This is a genomic window from Desulfovibrio sp. SGI.102, assembly GCF_050314315.1.
Lineage (GTDB): Bacteria > Desulfobacterota > Desulfovibrionia > Desulfovibrionales > Desulfovibrionaceae > Desulfovibrio.
On sequence record NZ_JBNPNC010000018.1, the window covers coordinates 13,813 to 30,192 of the forward strand.

The 16,380-nt window shown below is 65.6% G+C and carries 12 protein-coding genes; 5 read left to right on the forward strand and 7 right to left on the reverse strand.

The features are described 5' to 3' along the window. Positions 1-297: 297 nt before the first annotated feature. From ACQRCJ_RS05745 to ACQRCJ_RS05765, 5 genes are all read right to left on the reverse strand, one after another. Positions 298-1,140, reverse strand: coding sequence for a hypothetical protein (locus tag ACQRCJ_RS05745; protein ID WP_168935151.1), 843 nt, complete (start codon positions 1,138-1,140; stop codon positions 298-300). 110 nt (positions 1,141-1,250) lie between these two features. Further along, entirely contained in the window at positions 1,251-1,565 is a 315-nt protein-coding gene (locus ACQRCJ_RS05750; protein WP_168935152.1) for a hypothetical protein, read from the reverse strand. A gap of 131 nt (positions 1,566-1,696) precedes the next feature. Continuing rightward, entirely contained in the window at positions 1,697-2,281 is a 585-nt protein-coding gene (locus tag ACQRCJ_RS05755) for a DUF4881 domain-containing protein (protein ID WP_427799467.1), read from the reverse strand. Positions 2,282-2,298: 17 nt separating this feature from the next. Further along, positions 2,299-3,354 carry a sulfite exporter TauE/SafE family protein gene (locus ACQRCJ_RS05760; RefSeq protein WP_168935154.1) on the reverse strand — a complete coding sequence of 352 codons (1,056 nt, stop codon included), beginning with the start codon at positions 3,352-3,354 and terminating at the stop codon, positions 2,299-2,301. 18 nt (positions 3,355-3,372) lie between these two features. Further along, positions 3,373-3,678, reverse strand: a complete 306-nt coding sequence (locus ACQRCJ_RS05765; RefSeq protein ID WP_168935155.1) for a DVU0150 family protein — start codon at positions 3,676-3,678, stop codon at positions 3,373-3,375. A 230-nt stretch (positions 3,679-3,908) separates the two neighbouring features. Between ACQRCJ_RS05765 and ACQRCJ_RS05770 the strand changes: the two genes are divergently transcribed. From ACQRCJ_RS05770 to ACQRCJ_RS05780, 3 genes are all read left to right on the forward strand, one after another. Continuing rightward, positions 3,909-6,476 (forward strand): sigma 54-interacting transcriptional regulator, encoded by a 2,568-nt coding sequence (locus tag ACQRCJ_RS05770; RefSeq protein WP_427799468.1) that lies wholly within the window; start codon positions 3,909-3,911, stop codon positions 6,474-6,476. 152 nt (positions 6,477-6,628) lie between these two features. Further along, positions 6,629-9,199 carry a PEP/pyruvate-binding domain-containing protein gene (locus ACQRCJ_RS05775; protein ID WP_303898237.1) on the forward strand — a complete coding sequence of 857 codons (2,571 nt, stop codon included), beginning with the start codon at positions 6,629-6,631 and terminating at the stop codon, positions 9,197-9,199. A 172-nt stretch (positions 9,200-9,371) separates the two neighbouring features. Further along, complete coding sequence (locus ACQRCJ_RS05780) at positions 9,372-10,604, forward strand: MFS transporter (RefSeq protein ID WP_204625349.1); 1,233 nt, start codon at positions 9,372-9,374, stop codon at positions 10,602-10,604. 249 nt (positions 10,605-10,853) lie between these two features. On the opposite strand, the gene ACQRCJ_RS05785 is transcribed toward ACQRCJ_RS05780, so the two are convergent. Together ACQRCJ_RS05785 and ACQRCJ_RS05790 are read right to left on the reverse strand one after the other, a co-directional pair. After that, the gene (locus tag ACQRCJ_RS05785) at positions 10,854-11,528 is read right to left on the reverse strand and encodes a hypothetical protein (RefSeq protein WP_204625348.1); all 675 of its coding nucleotides are present in this window, start codon (positions 11,526-11,528) and stop codon (positions 10,854-10,856) included. Positions 11,529-11,824: 296 nt separating this feature from the next. Then, entirely contained in the window at positions 11,825-13,375 is a 1,551-nt protein-coding gene (locus tag ACQRCJ_RS05790) for a hypothetical protein (protein WP_427799469.1), read from the reverse strand. A 449-nt stretch (positions 13,376-13,824) separates the two neighbouring features. Here ACQRCJ_RS05790 and ACQRCJ_RS05795 point away from each other — a divergent pair, with 449 nt between their 5' ends. Both ACQRCJ_RS05795 and thiD read left to right on the forward strand, forming a co-directional pair. Further along, positions 13,825-15,258 carry a carbon starvation CstA family protein gene (locus ACQRCJ_RS05795; RefSeq protein WP_418735378.1) on the forward strand — a complete coding sequence of 478 codons (1,434 nt, stop codon included), beginning with the start codon at positions 13,825-13,827 and terminating at the stop codon, positions 15,256-15,258. A gap of 186 nt (positions 15,259-15,444) precedes the next feature. Beyond that, on the forward strand, positions 15,445-16,254 hold the full coding sequence (gene thiD / locus ACQRCJ_RS05800; protein WP_303956365.1) for a bifunctional hydroxymethylpyrimidine kinase/phosphomethylpyrimidine kinase: 810 nt from the start codon (positions 15,445-15,447) through the stop codon (positions 16,252-16,254). Positions 16,255-16,380: the final 126 nt, after the last annotated feature.

A 16,380-nucleotide genomic window follows, 5' to 3' on the forward strand; every position in this document is an offset into this window, starting at 1 on the left:
CAGTTACATCCTTGTTATGACAGCTGCCATGGCAGAGCCACGGCGCTTTGCAAGTGTAGCCCATGGCCGCCCCGGCGGCAAGCAGGACAGGCGGGGGACGGCGGAACGGGGCGCGTTGCGGGGCATGACGCTGTTCCCGCCCCGGCGGCCCCTCTTCCGGGAGACAGCCGGACACCGACTCCCTTCCCTTCCGGGACGGGACATGCCGAAAAGCCCGGCGCGCGGCCGGAGCCCACAGACGATGAAAAAGGGCCTCCCTGCCGGGAAGCCCTCCATGCGATCTTTTGGCAAAAGGACTCAGTTGCGCGGTGCGGACAGACGCACGTAGCAGCTTTCCGGGATTTCGCCGTCGGGCAGTTCCCCGGCAGCCATCCGCAATTCCATGCAGGTGGCGGCCTTTTTCTCCAGCCTGGCCCGGCCCAGCAGTTGCCCACCGGCATCCACCACCTCGCACAGGGCCCCTTCGGCGGGGCCTTCCTTCTTGGAGCCCGAGCACCAGAGCATCAGGCTGCCGTCCTTCCGGGCCTCCGTGCGGAACACTTCGCTGAACCCGGCGTACCAGAGCAGCCTGACGATGCGCCGCCCGGACAGGAAGGAGAGCAGGCCCGGCACGACGCCGATACAGGCCAGGATGCCGGACAGCCAGAAGGGATTGAAGCCCAGCAGGGACACGGTCAGGGAGTAGGCCCCCTGACGCAGGCTGGCGGCGTCGCTCCAGACGGTGACCTCATAGCGCTGCGTGGCGCTGGCCGGTGTGCCGCGCACCCGGACGCTCAGGGCATAGGTGCCGGGAGTGGCCCCCTGCTCCGCCACGATCTCGCCGCGCCACATGCCGTTGCCGAACCAGTAGCTGGCAAAAAAGCCGTCCAGACGGAAGCTCAGCGGCGCGCCTTCCGGGGTCACGGAGACCAGCAGGTCGCTGTCGCGCGGCTTGTCGATGCCGATGGGGCCGGAAAGCATGGTCCCCTGCCCGGCAACGATGTCCAGATGGTAGGACCCGGCACGCATGAGGGCCTGCAGACCGTCCACAAGAACGAGGACAGCCAGCCCCAGCACAAGAGCGGCCAGCAGACCTGTGCGGCGCTGGCGTTCTTTGAGGGCTGGCAGTGCCTGCCAGAAGGAATTGGAGGAATCGCTCATACGGGCAGTCTAGAGGAAGAGCGGCCTTCCGGCAAGCCCGCCGCCTCCGCTTCGGGCCCCGGCCCAAAGCGGCGGGGACGGAGGGCAGCGGGCTTTTCCGGAGGCGAATGTCAGCGAACGATCCCCAGGTGGTGCTGGGGCTGTTCCAGGACCCGCCAGTAGACCAGACTGGCGCCCTGCCGGGGCAGTTCGATGTAGGTGGCGCCTTCATCGGCGTAGACCTGGCGGATCTTGCGGATCAGGGCGAACGCCCCCATCCAGACAGGAATGGAGATGCCAAAGAACCAGAGGCAGAACGTGCTCATGGAGGACATGGGCAAACGGGAGGCCATGTACATGCCCAGGAAGACAGCGCCTATCATCACCACATTGGCAACAATGCGGACGATGCTGGAATACAGGGAACGCTTGTAGCTGCTGGTCATGACGGGCTCCTTGGCGGGAAGAAGGTCTGTTATCAAAAGACTGCCGGGAAAGGCTTTTCACGGCAGTCTCGTCTAGCAGGAGGGGGTGGGGGGCGGAGGGCCGCCCCCCGGGTTGTGGATGCTGCTGTTGTTTACTTCTTGAAGATGTTGGTGCGGGTGATGTTCATGAACCGCAGGGCCTGATGCTTGGCATTTTCCTTGTAGTACATGCGGACTTCGTCACCGGCTTCCCAGGTGGCCGGGGGCAGGTCGATCTTGTCAGCGGGGATGGTGAAGGTCACCAGGGCCTGCAGGCGGGCCGAGTATTCGGTCACAGACATCTTGTCCTTGTCGATGATGGGGAAGGTCTTGCCGTGCACCTTGGGATGGGTGCGCTTGATGCCCTTCTCAACATCGGTGAACTGCACGTTCAGGACTTCCAGAGCCTTGGTCTCGGGGTTGAAGATGGTGACGGTGGACTTTTCCAGGTCGAACATCACGCGGCCGCCGGGAACGGGCAGGGGACCGATTTCAGACGGATCGGCAGGCAGGGTGTACTCATGGACGCCGCCGGAGTAGTGGGGGTTGCGCTGGTCATGATTGACGTCCAGCACCACCAGAAGAGTTTTGGTTTCCGGATTGAAGGCCACGCAGCGGCCCTGTTCCACCTGGCCAAATTCGCACGCGGTCAGACCGAGGCTGAGAGCCAGTACCAGAGTCAGAATTACGTTACGCATTCTCATGTGCTGCCTCCTTACGCCTGGCGCTTCTTGGCGGCCAGTTCAGCCTTGGCGCCCTGAACCATACGGACGGTGATGTAGAGGGAGATGGCGCTCACGAAGCCCAGAACCACCACGGTAGCCACGCCGTTGATGAAGCCGGCATAGGCGGGGAAGTAGGGCTGGATGAGCTTCAGGACCACGGAAGCGAGGCAGCCGATGACGGCGCAGCCGAAGGCGATACGGATGCCGTAACCCTTGATGTACTTGGTGGCAACAGCACCGATCTGGGCACCGATGGCGGCACCGACCAGCATGATGAGGGCGGCCACGAGTTCAGTACGCCCCTTGAAGGTGAAGGAAGCGGCGCCGTACAGGCCGGAGATGGCCACTTCGAAGAGGTCCGTACCCACGGCCACGTGGGTGGGGCAACCGACCAGGTACACCAGGGCGGGCATGCGGATCAGACCGCCGCCGATGCCGAGGATACCGGCCAGCCAGCCAGTGAACAGGGAGACCGCGATGGGCAGCCAGGCGGAGCAGTAGATACCGGCGCCGTGGAAGTGCACCATGGGGGGAATGCGGATGGCGTGCAGCTTGGAGGCCCAGTCGATACCGGTGGCGGTAGCGGAGAGCTCTTCACCGCGGGCGGCGGCTTCGCGTTCCTTCTTCTTGCGCAGGGCCACGTCATGGAAGACCATCCAGGCCATGCAGATCAGCAGCACGACGTACAGCCAGCGCACGACCTTGTCGACGGAACCCAGGCGTTCCAGCCACATCAGCATCTGGGCGCCCAGTTCCACGCCCACGATGGTACCGACCAGCATGGTCAGGCCGAGCTTGTAGTCAACGTTGCCGAACTTGCCGTGCCGCAGGGTCGAGATCAGGGATTTGCCGGCCATGTGGGCAACGTCCGTGCCCACGGCGAAGGCCATGGGGAAGCCGAGGATGTTCAGACCGGGGGTAACCATCCAGGCACCGCCCATACCAAAGAAACCACCGATGATGCCGACGCCGAGACCCAGAATGATCAGACCGGGCCAGAAAATCGTCACGCCGGAGATGGGCATCAAAACATACAACCAATCCATGTTTTCCTCCCTTCCGGCCTAGTGTTCAGCCAGCTCGCGGTGCTTGAGGTCGATACCGATGTGCGACATCACAACGTCGGCCAGGAAGCCGAAGATGCAGCCGACCGTCGGGATGATGATGATGGTCAGGATGGTGAAGTACAGATGACTGTCATTGTACATCTGCGCCCACCACAGCATGATACCGTCCAGGCGGCGGGTATCGGCCACGATGACCACGTTTGCCGCCGCCTTCTTGGCTGCCAGGGCCAGGGAAGGCATCATGACCAGCAGCATGACGAAGCTGCCCGCAATAGCTGTCCAGAGCTTGCGCATCATTTTCATGTTCTCCTCCGGGTCTTGGGGTTGTTACATCCAGATCCTGCGTCCCACGGCAGGACCATTCGTCCCAAACTTCACATGCTCGTTTTAAGCAACACCCGTGCCAACTTCGCTAAAAAACCCGGAAATCCTTGATTACCAACACTGCCAAGCGTTTTTCCTCTTGCGCAAACTGCGCATTGCGGATAGATTTTCAGGAAAGTTGCACGTTTTTTGCGTTATCGGGAGGACGTATGCGCATCTGGACCAGACCCGTCCTGGGAAATTCGCTGGAAACCACCCGGTTCTTCGTCAACCGCAGCATGACAAGCCGGGTGCTTTTGCTCGGTTTACCGCTTTTGACGCTGGTTTTATTACTTGTTTTCCTCGCAACGGGACGCAGTATCGAAGCCATGGTCAATCGCGCAATAGCCCGCAATGCCCAGTTGCATGCCCAGGCCATGAGCCTTTCGCTTGAGCAAATTCTCACAGAGACCCGAAACCAGCTCCTCATCCTGGCCGCGGGTTCCATGGAGCCCAAGGACATGGTACGGCGTCTCCAGTTCCGCGTGCGTGCCGAGGGCCTGCGCTATCGCGAGGTGGCCTTCATGGGCACGGATCCCTCCCAGCGCTATCTGCTGCTCAGCTACGGGGGCGAGATCATCTCCATCCCTCCCGATATCGCCTCCGCCACCGTGGGCAACCCCTTCACCAGCCTGAGCGCGGCCCAGCGGCCCGGCCATGTGCAGGTCAGCCAGCCCCTGGAAGTGGTCTATTCCATGGTCCCGCTCAACGATTCCGTGCAAAGCATCCCCCTTTACGTCATCCGCTTCTCCACGCCCATCTACGACAGCCTGGGCGTCTTTCAGGGCATGCTCATCCTTTCTCTGGACCTGACCGTCCTGCGCGACGCCATCAGCATGTTCTCGTCGTCGTCCGCTCCCCTGCGCACCGCCGACGACGAGACCCGCATCCGCAGCATCTTTTTCGACAACCAGGGCTGGATGCTCTTCCAGTCCGAGAATCTGGAGGCGGACGATGCCAGCGGCCGCCTCAACAGCGACTCGCTGCGCGCCGGCTTCCAGGGCGAGTTCGGCCGCGCCGGCTTCAGCACCGCCTTCCGGCCAGGCTCCAACCACGTCAATTACTGGTCCATGGTCTCCAACGTCCAGAGCGGGCATTCCGGCCAGATCTTCCTGGACAACGGCGATGCCTGGGGCCTTGGGGACAACGCCGTGGAAGGCGTCAGCTTCGCGCCCGTCACCTTTACCGCCAACCCGGACAGCCCGCACACCATCGTAGGCGGCCTGGCCGTGCTGGACACCAGCTTCACCGCCACCCGCACCGGCATCCAGATCATCGGCATCTACGGCATCTGCCTGCTGGCCGGCATCTGCCTGCTGGGCCTGGGCCTGGCCTGGCTGGCACGCGGCACCACCAAGCGCCTGCGCCGCCTGTCCAATGAAGTGAACATGCGCATCGACAGCCACAGCTCCAACCCGCTGGTGCTGCCGCCCATGCCCCGGGAGCTCGAACAGCTCAAGGATGCCATCAACGCCCTGCTCCACCGCCTGCGCCGCAGCGAGGAGGAACAGCTCAACCAGCAGCTCATGCAGGACGCCCGCTGGGCCCGCGAACCAGCCGAGAACATGCCGGAGCTGGACGACATCCCCGAAAACGGCCTTGTGGGCACCTCCGCCGCCATGCAGGACCTGCGCGCCAACTTCCTCAAGGCCGCGCCCACCATGGCCGACGTCCTCGTCATCGGCGAGACGGGCACCGGCAAGGAGCTTGTCTCGGCGGCCATCCACCAGGCCAGCCCCCGGGCCAACGGCCCCTTCATCACCATCAACTGCGGTGCCCTGGACGAGAACCTGCTCATGGATACCCTGTTCGGCCACGTCAAGGGCGCCTTCACCGAGGCGCGCCAGCCCCGCAAGGGCGCCTTCCTCACGGCCGAGGGCGGCACCCTGATGCTGGACGAGATCGGCAACGCGGCCCCCAAGGTCCAGCAGGCCCTGCTGCGGGCGCTCTCCACCCGCATGATCCGCCCGCTGGGCAGCGACGAGGACGTGCCTTTCGATACCCGCATCATCGCCGCCACCAACGCGGAGCTGTTGCAGGACGCCCAGGAAGGTTCCTTCCGCGAGGACCTCTATTACCGTCTGGCCGTCATCACCATCCGCACGCCCCCCCTGCGCCGCCGCAAGTCCGACCTGCCCCTGCTGGCCGTCTTTTTCCTGACCCGGGCCGCGGAATCCCAGGGCCTGCCCACGCCGCGCCTCAGCCGCGGCGCCCTGCGCAAGCTCCAGGAATACCACTGGCCGGGCAACGTGCGCGAGCTGCAGAACTGCCTGACCCGGGCCCTGGCTTTTTGCGAAAATGGCCTCATTTTTGCAGAAAACATCCAGTTGGGACCGGATACCCTTCCCGGAGACATTGCGCGACCGGAACGCGGCAAGCTCTCCTGCCCGCCCGCACGGGCCGACAGCAGGCAGCCCCACGGCGAGGCTGCGGAAACGGCAGAAAGTCCTGTTGCCCAGCCCGTTCCGGCCGAAAGCGAGGATCAGGGCGCGATGCCCGCTGCGGAAGATGCCCAGCCGCGCCTCAATGCCCGTCTTGCCCGTCTGCTGCCCCAGATAGTGGAGCTCGGCAGCATCAGCCGGCAGGAATATCAGGACATGGCAGGCAAGGACATCTCCATGCGTACCGCCCAGTACGACCTGCAGATCCTGGTCCGTCTGGGCCTTGTCCGCAGGGAAGGGCGCGGCCCGGCCCAACGCTATATAGTGTTGCCGGCAGCACGCGGGTTCCGCGCCTGAGGCAGCCCTTCCGTGACATGACGGCACGGCGGTAGGCCGCCTGCCGGATGCCGGACGGTCTGCCCCGGGCGGCCGCGGCCTCCAGGAACAGGCCGGGCGTACCTGCGCCGTCTGCCTTCCATGCCCTGCCGGGGGAAGCAAAAGGAAGTTCCATGACCACGACCATCAAGACTCTCAAACGCCTGTTTGGCCTGGAGCCGCGCATCAGCCGCGAGCAGGCCATGGCCGCTTTTGGCCGTCGCTACGCCTCCTTCAACGAGCTGCTCCAGTCCAATGCGGACCTGGCCGCCATCCTGGCCAAGCTGGACGCGGCCCAGCGCGGCGACAAGCATCTGGAGACCCATCAGGTACGGCGCATCGCCCGCAAGGCGGTCTTCCACTGCGAACGCATGGCGGCCTGCCTCAACGACATGTCGCGCAACCGCTACAAGGATCTGGAAAAAAGCGTGGCTGCCATCGGGCGGCACATCGAGAACGAGCTGGAGAAGCATACCCGCGGCGACGTCAATGCGCTCATCCTGCCCCTGACGGAAGTGGACGCCAGCATGGGCTACAGCGTGGGCGGCAAGAACGCCAACCTGGGCGAACTGAGCAACATGCTGGACATGCCCGTTCCCCCCGGCTTCGCGGTCACCATCCAGGCCAGCAGCCTGGCCCTGCTGCGTCCCAGCGGCCTGTTCAAGAAGATCCATTCCACCTTGTGCAAGGTGGACGCCGACGTGCCCCACAGCCTGCAGGACGCTGCCCGTACCGTGCAGAACCTGATCCTGGAAGCCCCTCTGCCCGAAGAAGTGGAAAAAGCCCTGCTCGACGGCTGGGACGAAGCTTTCGGCAAGGACAGCCAGGTACAGGCCGCCCTGCGCTCCAGTGCCGTGGACGAGGACGGGGTGCAGTCCTTTGCCGGCCAGTACCTGAGCATCCTCGGCGTCACGCGCGAGAGCCTGCCCACGGCCTTCAAGCGCGTGCTGGCCAGTCTGTTCTCGCCCCGTGCCCTGGCCTACCGCGCCCGCAACGGCTATCCGCTGGACGCCACCAGCATGGGCATGTGCTGTCTCAAGATGGTGCAGGCCAAGGCGGCCGGCGTGGCCTTCTCCCGGCATCCCGTGGACCTGCGCTCCAACTGCGTCATGATCCAGGGCACCTGGGGCCTGGGCGAGATGGTGGTGGACGGCACGGCCACCCCGGACAACTGGCTGGTCTCGCGCGCCAACCTGCGCATCCAGCAGGAGACCATCGCCCACAAGGAGGTCCGCCTCGTGCTGGCTCCCGGACGCCACGGCGTGGAGAGCAAGGAAGAGGACGTGCCCGAAAGCCTGCGCAACGTGCCCAGCCTGTCGCATGAGCAGGCGCAGCAGCTGGCCTCCATGGCGCTGGAACTGGAACGCCACTACCAGTACCCGCAGGACGTGGAATGGGCCGTGGACGAAGACGACCAGATCATCCTGCTCCAGACCCGGCCCATGGGTCTGGACGCCTCGGTCAGCGAAGTGACGGCCCCGGCGCTCTCGCACCTGCGTCCCCTGCTCAGCGGCGGCGAAGTGGCGGCCAGGGGCGTGGGCTGCGGCCCCGTCATCCATGTGCATCCTTCGCAGGACCTCACCCACTTCCCCGAAGGCGCGGTCATGCTCCTGCAGCACACCTCGCCCGATGCCATGGTGGCCATGCAGCGGGCCTCGGCCATCATCGCCGAGACGGGCAGCCTTACCGGTCACATGGCGTCTGTCTGCCGTGAATTCGGCATGCCCACGGTCATCAACCTGCCCGGTGCCACCAGTTTGCTGGAAGAAGGCGAGGTCGTCACCGTGGATGCCATCGGCGGGCGCGTGTTCAAGGGCGAGATCCCCGAGCTGCTGGCCCTGCGCCTGCAACCCCGCCGTCCCGCCGCGGATACCCCGGCCCTGATCCTGCTGCGCCGCATCGCCAGCTACATCATGCCCCTGCATCTGGTGGACCCGCATTCGGAGCTCTTCAGCCCGGCCAACTGCACCTCGCTGCACGACGTCATGCGTTATGCCCATGAAAAAAGCTACAGCGAGATGTTCCTCATCTCCGACAGCGTCACCGAGGGCAGCATGGGCGCGGCCAGCCAGCTGGTCTGTCCGGTGCCGCTGGACCTGTACGTCATCGACCTCGGCGGCGGCCTCAAGAATCCCGAGTCCCGCCGCGTCACGCCCGAGGACGTCATCAGCGAGCCCTTCGCCGAAGTGCTGTCCGGCATGCTCAATCCTGCCGTCCAGGCCCGTGGGCCCCGCCCCATCAACATGCGCGGCTTCCTGTCCGTCATGAGCCAGAACATGAGCGGCGGCAACCAGCAGGGCGGCCAGCGTTTCGGCGACCGCAGCTACGCCATCGTCTCGGACCGTTACGTGAACTTCTCCTCGCGCGTGGGCTACCACTACGCCATCCTGGACAGCTGGTGCGGCGAGACCCTGAGCAAGAACTACATCCGCTTCGAATTCGCCGGTGGTGCGGCCGGCAGCGTGCAGCGCGAACGGCGCGTGCGCTGCATCGGGGTCATCCTGACGGAGCTGGGCTTTACTGTAGAAATAGTAGGCGACCGTATCCGCGCCCGCTACCAGAAGTACCCCCGGCTGGATGTCCTCTCGCGCCTGGACCAGCTGGGCCGCCTGCTCATCATGACCCGCCAGATGGACATGCTCATGACCTCCGATGCGGCCGTGCACGGCTATGCCATGAAATTCCTCAACGGCGAATATCACTGATCCCCGGCGGAGGATCGTATCCTGTCACGGAAGCCCCTCCCCTGCGGAGGGGCTTTCCTGTTCCTCTCTTTCGGCAGAGTAGCCACTTTTTTGTGCGGATCGGGTTGCGGACGCAACCAAATAGCCTTAGATTGTCTCGTCTCCCTCTCCCTTTTCAGCAAGGCGGTCTCCCATGCTCCCTACGCTGCCCGAAAACGAAAAAAAACAGACCCTCTTCAGTCGCGACTTCATCCTGCTTTTCTGCATGGCCATGTGCAACAACAGCTATATGGCCGTCTTCTACTGTTTCGAACAATGGCTGGAAGGCTTGCAGGTCAGCCCCAACTGGCGCGGCATCCTGCTCTCGGCCCTGTTCGCCATGGTCCTGCTCTGGCGGCCCCTGGCCAGCATCGTGCTGCTCTCGCGCAGCAAGCTGCCTGCCCTGCTGGTCACCATCTGCCTTTCCAGCTGCATCATGCTGGCCTATCCCTTTATCCACGGGCCCGACAGCATCTGGCTGATCCTGGGCCTGCGCATCGCCCAGGGCATCTCGCTGGCGGTCTACTCCAGCTGTGTGGTGGCCGTGCTGGTCAGCTGCATCCCCAAGGGCCAGAGCGCCCGGGGCTTCGCCATCTTCTCCCTGACCACCCTGCTGCCCTATTCCATCATCCCGGCCGTGGGCGAACAGATCCTGCCCCTGCTGGGCGGTGAGCCCCGTTTGTTCGCCCTCATGGCCGTGCTGGCCATCCCCGCCCTGTGCATGCTCGTGCCCCTGGCCCCCAAGCTGCGCAAGCCCGAGATCTCCGCCGATACGGCCAAGAACCAGATGACGCCGCGCGCCATCCTCTATTCCATGACCCACTCCGGCCTGGGCTGCATCTATCTGGCCTGCCTTTCCTTCAGCATCATGACGGCCCTGGCCATCTACTTCATGAAGGGCCTGTGCGTGACCACCGGCGCCACCCCGGCCATGTTCTTCATGGGCTACACCACCACCATCATCCTGGTGCGTCTGTTCGGTGGCCATGTACTGGATACCCTGCCCCGCTACCGTATCGTGCCCCTCTGCGCCGTGGCCCTGGCCATCAGCATGACCGGTCTGGCCTGGGGCCCCCTCTGGGCCTTCCTGCCCCTGACCATCCTGTACGGCATCGGCCTGGGCCTGCTCTATCCTTTGCTGGCGGCCACCATCTACGACCGCTCCACGGACGCCACGCGCTCCATCAACTCCAACGTGATGATGCTCACCTTCGATGCCAGCGGCATGCTGGGCCCCCTGCTGGGCGGCGCCGTGATCCATGCCGGTTTCGGCTACCGGGGCGTCTTCATGGCGGCGGCCTTCATGGTGCTGTGCAGCGGCGGCTTCATGGTCCTCGACCGCCTGCGTCTGGCCCTTTGGGACCGCAGGGAACAGCGGAAGCACTGATCCCCCGCCGCCCCGCCTGCCTGCCGGAAGGGAGGCTTGCCAGTGCGTTTTCCCGCCAAAACGCAGAAAACCACCCGGTAAAACGGGTGGTTTTCTATTTTGCCTTTAAAAAAGGGAGGGAGGCCAGTCCCCGGCGGGCCGTCCGGGATGGAGCACGGGCTTGCCCTGCGTCGCAGGGCGGGCTCTGTCCCGCTTGCCTCCCGCGGACGCAGATGCCTTCCAGACCGGGACCGACGCCGCCCGAAGCGCCTAGCTCTCCAGCGCCTGGGCCTCCTTGCCCAGAATGACGAACAACTGGCGCAGGTTCTCCACGGCCACCACGCGCGGGCTGCCCCCGGCATCGCTCACCCGCGCACGCACGGCATAGCTGTTGCCGTTGCCGTGGTCACGCAGCACGAAGGGCACGATCCAGTCCTTGCCCTGCCGCACGGGCGTGCCCACATTGCGGATCTCCTTGCGGCCCATGGACACGGACTCGAACAGGGGCGCCACCCAGCCTTCCGTCCGGTAGTCCTGCACGCTCTTTCCGGCAAAAGCCCCGGAAGCGATGCCATTGTGCACGAAGGCCCGGGCTTCGGAGACCAGCAGCTTGCGCACGCCCAGGCCGTTGTCCTCGGCCATGGCGGCACCGGAGAACATCAGGGCCAGCATGGGCGGCAGCAGGGAAGAATTCTCCGGCTTGGCGGCCTCCTTCATGAACAGGTCCACGGCCTCATTGAGGATGGCATCCATATCCACGAGCTGCTCGAAGCAGGCCGCATCCGCATTGTCCACGGCCCCGCCCGCCTCCACCACGCAGGCCCGGGCCGCATCGGACGAAAGGGCGCGGGCCCCGGCAGGCCAAAGGCACAGGCAGCACAAAAGCAGCGCACAGCACAGGATGCTGCCGCGGCAAAACATGTCTTTGATGACTACAGCGCGCATGGCACGCCTCCTTGCGGGCACGGGCCCGCCGTTAGAACCGGGACATCCCGGCAGACCGGGAGGGGCCGCCAAGGCTCCCTTGCCCGGCGTGTGAAAAAGGGGAGCCGCCCGAAGGCACTCCCCCTCTTTGCCTTGAAATGTGAGAATCGTGAAACTGCCGGAACTCCGGCCGGATCCGGCCTGCCGCGAAAGGACATCCTTCCCGCATGGCCGCATGACCGGGGACGGCTGCCATACCGCCCTGCCTCCGCCCTTCCCGTTCCCCTGCTTGCGGGAACGGGCCGGACGTCGTCTCCCTAACGGGACGGGGCCGGTGCGGGCAGTACGGGACCGCCGGCCGAAGCACCTCCCGTTGCCGGGGGCTGGGCCGCAGGCATGGGCACGGACGCGGGCGCCGCAGGTGTTTGCGGGGCCGCGAGGGCCGGAGGCGTGACCGTCCCGCCGACGGCAGGCCCCTGCGCGGGCAGGGCCGCCGGAGCAGTCCCTTGCGGAGCGACCGCCGGTGCCGCTACCGAAACAGCCGGGGCAACAGGCGCGCTCCCGCCGGCCGCAGCCGGAAGTGCCGGAGCTGCCGCCGGACGGGGCCGGGCCTGCTTGGGGCCGGGCCGCAGGGGAACATCATTGACGGCAGGGGCCGCAGGCTGTTCCGCCGCCGCCTTGCCGCTGGCGATCCGGGTGCAACGGCCCGCCATGTCACGCAACGCGGCGGAACCGGCGCGGACGGTGGCCAGGGCCTTGCTGTCCTGCTGCAGGCGGCGGCCCACCCACTGGGCCACGAACAGCAGGCTGTCGTCATCCAGGGCGGTACCGGCATGACGGCGGATGTCGCCCACCAGAGCATGCTGGGCCGCCGTGCGGGCATCCATGGCCTGACGGTAGCGGCCCGTAATGTCGTCCACCCGCAGCTGCGCCGTGGCGATGGCGGCGGCATCGTTGCGCTGCCGGGCCTCGTCCAGCTCGAACACCGTGCCGGCCATGCGGCCGTAGATGTCCAACGATTCCTGCAACAGGCGCTCGCTCTCGGCCAGCCGTGCGCTCAGGCCCGGTACGGCGGCCACGCCGTCCAGGGCAGCGGCCCAGGCGTTCAGACGCCCGGCAAGGGCCATGTGCAGCTGCCGCTTTTGCAGGTCGCTCCAGTTGCGTTCCGTGCACTGGCGGTCAAGGCTGTCCAGGAAGCGGTCGGCATAGATGGTGTACAGGCTGCGCAGCATGTCGGGATGGAAGGCATAGCGCAGCACCGCGGCGCGGCTGCCGCCGGCCAGGCCCGTCAGCTTGACGCCATAGCGCTGGTTGAGGGACGGCAGGCTCAGATCGAGACCGCTGCCCTGGAAGCGCTCCAGCACATGTCCGGCAAGGTCATCCACGAAAGCGGGCTGCACACGGCTGTCCGCAGGATACTGGCGCTTTTGGGCTTCCTGCCCTGCGGGGACGGGCGCGACGGCCCCGGGCGACACGAAGTCCGTCCTGACCAGGGCACTGACCGTCCCCTGCACCGTGGGACCGGCCAGCGTGCCCGGCTCCGTGGCGGGCGTGGCCACCGACGGCGGGGGCGGGGGAGGCGTCTCGCGCAGCAGGTTCATGAGGGGCGCCAGGGCCGTGCCTTCCAGCTTCGCATCCAGCCAGGTCACGGCGTCCTTGCGCCAGGCATCGCGGGTGGCATCGTCACGGGTCAGCCACACGGCGGCCCCGGCCACCAGCAAAAGGGCCAGCAGGGCCAGACAGCCCAGCTTGTGTCCGCCGCGTGACGTCCTGGGGGCGGGCAGGTCATCCAGCCGTCCGCCGGACGGGGACGCGGAGGCGGGGGTAGCGAACCGGCTTTGCACCGGTGCCTTGGTTTCCAGTTTCATGCAGGACCTCCGGGCGGCGGGAAGGCACGCCCATAAAAACTCGCTGCCGACGGTACGGCAGGCTGTGGGCATGCTAGCATCCCGGCACACGGCTGTGAAGGCATTTTGCGCTGCCCTCCCCGCCGCTGCCCGGCGGGCCCGATGCGCCTTGGGCCCCTGCATGGCCCGAAGTTTTTGTTCCTGGAGAATGCGCTCCAGCCGCCCCGGGGGACAGCCTGAAACAAAAATCGTGCCAACTGCCTGTTTTTCCGAAAAAACCCTCTCTTCCCCGGCGGGCATGGACGCCCCGGCAGCCGCACCGGCAGCGGGAAAAAAGCATTTCCCTCTGTTGACGCCCCCCTTTCGCCATGCTAATCACGAACCCCTACTAACAATGGGCAGCCGGACGCCAAAGGCACGGCTGCCGCTTTCACCTTTTAACCGGAATAGCCGCAGAGGGAGCGGATACTATGCCGAATTACGTTTACTTTCTTCTTGCCGTAGCCGGCCTCATCGTGGGCTACATCATCTACGGTTCCATCGTCGCCAAAATCTTCGGTGCGGACGAAAACCGCCCCACCCCCGCCAAGACCATGGCCGACGGCGTCGACTACGTCGAAATGCCCGTGTGGAAGGTCTGGCTCATCCAGCTGCTGAACATCGCCGGTGTGGGCCCCGTCTTCGGCCCCATCCTGGGCGCCCTGTACGGCCCCAGCGCCCTGCTGTGGATCGTTATCGGCACCATCTTCGCCGGTGCCGTGCATGACTACTTCTCCGGCATGCTCTCCGTGCGTTACAAGGGCGCCAACGTGCCCACCATCGTGGGTTACAACCTGGGCAACGTGGCCAAGCAGGTGATGCGCGTGTTCGCCGTCATCCTCCTGCTGCTCGTGGGCGTGGTCTTCGTGGCCGCTCCCGCCGGCCTGCTGGCCAAGCTGACTCCCGACTACATGGACCAGATGTTCTGGGTCGCCGTCATCTTCGCCTACTACTTCCTGGCCACCATCCTGCCCATCGACAAGATCATCGGCCGCCTCTACCCCCTGTTCGGCGCCGTGCTGATCATCATGGCCGTGGGCATGACCGTGACCATGTTCACCAACGGTTGCGAGTTCTACAACTGGGCCTCCTTCCCCAATAACCATCCCCAGCAGCTGCCCATCTTCCCGCTGGTGTTCATCACCATCGCCTGCGGCGCCCTGTCCGGCTTCCACGCCACCCAGTCGCCCCTGATGTCCCGCTGCCTGTCCAATGAAAAGCAGGGCAAGGCCGTGTTCTACGGCGGCATGGTGGCCGAAGGCTTCATCGGCCTCGTGTGGGCCACCGTGGGCATGACCTTCTACACCAGCCCCGAAGCCCTGGCCGCTGCCGGCGGTCCCGCCAACGTGGTCAACGAGACCGCCCGCGCCCTCATGGGCCCCGTCGGCGGCGTGCTGGCCATCCTGGGCGTGGTGGCCCTGCCCGTCACCTCCGGTGACACGGCCTTCCGTGCCGCCCGCCTGACCATCGCCGAAATGTTCAACTTCAAGCAGTCCGCCATCCCGGCCCGTCTGGCCATCGCCATCCCGATCTTCGCCATCGGCGTGGTGCTGAACTTCGTGGACTTCAACGTGATCTGGCGTTACTTCGGCTTCGCCAACCAGGCCCTGGCCGCCATCATGCTCTGGGCCTCCGGCGCCTACCTGTACCGCAAGCATCGTCTGCACTGGATCTGCACCGTGCCCGCCACCTTCATGACGGCCGTGTGTATCTCCTACATCTGCTATGAGCCCAAGATGGGCTTTGGCATGGGCATCGAGATCGCCGACATCATCGGCGTGATCGTGGCCGTCGTCAGCCTGGTCGCCTTCCTGGCTCTGGGCCGCAAGCCCATCGCCGGTGCTCCCAGCATCGACGAAGTGTAGCGCTCACCGCTCCACAGCCACGCACAAGGGCAGGGATCTTCCCTGCCCTTTTTTCGTGCCGATGGTACGGCGCGCCCGGCCTGACCGCCCGGCATTGCGCCGTGCCCTGAGGCAGCGTATAACCCTGCTGTCCGGCCGCTTGTGTCCTACGGCCGTCAGACCGCCATCACAGAACAGGAGATATCCATGCGCACCCCCAACATCCTGACCATTGCCGGTTCCGATTCCGGCGGCGGTGCCGGCATCCAGGCCGACCTCAAGACCATCATGGCCCTGGACGGCTACGGCATGAGCGTCATCACGGCCCTGACCGCCCAGAACGGCCTGGGCGTCACCGGCATCCACGCGCCCGAGCCCGAATTCGTCGTGCTGCAGCTGCGCGCCGTGCTGGACGGTTTTCCCGTGCACGCCGCCAAGACCGGCATGCTGTTCTCGGCCGGCATCATCAACGCCCTGGCCGACGCCCTGCGCGACCGCAGCTTCCCGCTGGTGGTGGACCCTGTTTCCGTGAGCCAGAGCGGCAGCCGCCTGCTGCGTGAGGATGCCGTGGAGGCCCTCAAGGAACGCATGATCCCCGGCTGCGACCTGCTGACCCCCAACCGCCCCGAAGCCGAGATGCTCACCGGCATGACCATCAGCTGCAGCGATGACGCCGCTGCCGCCGGTGAGGCGCTCATCAGGATGGGCGCCAAGGCCGTTCTCATCAAGGGCGGTCATATGGAAAGCTCCATCGTGGTCACGGACTGCCTCTGCCAGGCCGGACAGGCGCCCAAGTTCCTGCCCCAGCCCAAGGTGGAGACCAACAACAACCACGGCACCGGCTGCACCCTGTCGGCCGCCATCGCCACCGGCCTTGGCCACGGCCTGCCCCTGCAGGTGGCCGTGACCCGCGCCCAGGAATTCCTCAACCTTGCCCTGCGCAAGAGCTACGCGCCCGGCAAGGGCTGCGGGCCCGTCAACCACGCCGCCCGCCGCCAGGCATCATTGCAAAACTGACCGGGGGAAAGGGCTGCGGGAAAGGGACCTCCTGTGCATGACGCAAGAAGGGCCCTCTCCCCGGCCCCTGTCCCTCTCCGGATGCGCCCTGCCCCTCAAAAACGCGCCCCGGTGAGAGCCCGGCAG

Excerpts from the sequence above, each read along its gene's own strand:
- ACQRCJ_RS05775 (WP_303898237.1), top strand. The coding sequence starts at position 6,629 with ATGACCACGACCATCAAGACTCTCAAACGCCTGTTTGGCCTGGAGCCG.
- ACQRCJ_RS05765 (WP_168935155.1), bottom strand. The coding sequence starts at position 3,678 with ATGAAAATGATGCGCAAGCTCTGGACAGCTATTGCGGGCAGCTTCGTC.
- ACQRCJ_RS05745 (WP_168935151.1), bottom strand. The coding sequence starts at position 1,140 with ATGAGCGATTCCTCCAATTCCTTCTGGCAGGCACTGCCAGCCCTCAAA.
- ACQRCJ_RS05780 (WP_204625349.1), top strand. The coding sequence starts at position 9,372 with ATGCTCCCTACGCTGCCCGAAAACGAAAAAAAACAGACCCTCTTCAGT.
- ACQRCJ_RS05760 (WP_168935154.1), bottom strand. The coding sequence starts at position 3,354 with ATGGATTGGTTGTATGTTTTGATGCCCATCTCCGGCGTGACGATTTTC.
- ACQRCJ_RS05790 (WP_427799469.1), bottom strand. The coding sequence starts at position 13,375 with ATGAAACTGGAAACCAAGGCACCGGTGCAAAGCCGGTTCGCTACCCCC.
- ACQRCJ_RS05750 (WP_168935152.1), bottom strand. The coding sequence starts at position 1,565 with ATGACCAGCAGCTACAAGCGTTCCCTGTATTCCAGCATCGTCCGCATT.
- ACQRCJ_RS05755 (WP_427799467.1), bottom strand. The coding sequence starts at position 2,281 with ATGCGTAACGTAATTCTGACTCTGGTACTGGCTCTCAGCCTCGGTCTG.
- ACQRCJ_RS05785 (WP_204625348.1), bottom strand. The coding sequence starts at position 11,528 with ATGCGCGCTGTAGTCATCAAAGACATGTTTTGCCGCGGCAGCATCCTG.
- ACQRCJ_RS05795 (WP_418735378.1), top strand. The coding sequence starts at position 13,825 with ATGCCGAATTACGTTTACTTTCTTCTTGCCGTAGCCGGCCTCATCGTG.
- ACQRCJ_RS05770 (WP_427799468.1), top strand. The coding sequence starts at position 3,909 with ATGCGCATCTGGACCAGACCCGTCCTGGGAAATTCGCTGGAAACCACC.
- thiD (WP_303956365.1), top strand. The coding sequence starts at position 15,445 with ATGCGCACCCCCAACATCCTGACCATTGCCGGTTCCGATTCCGGCGGC.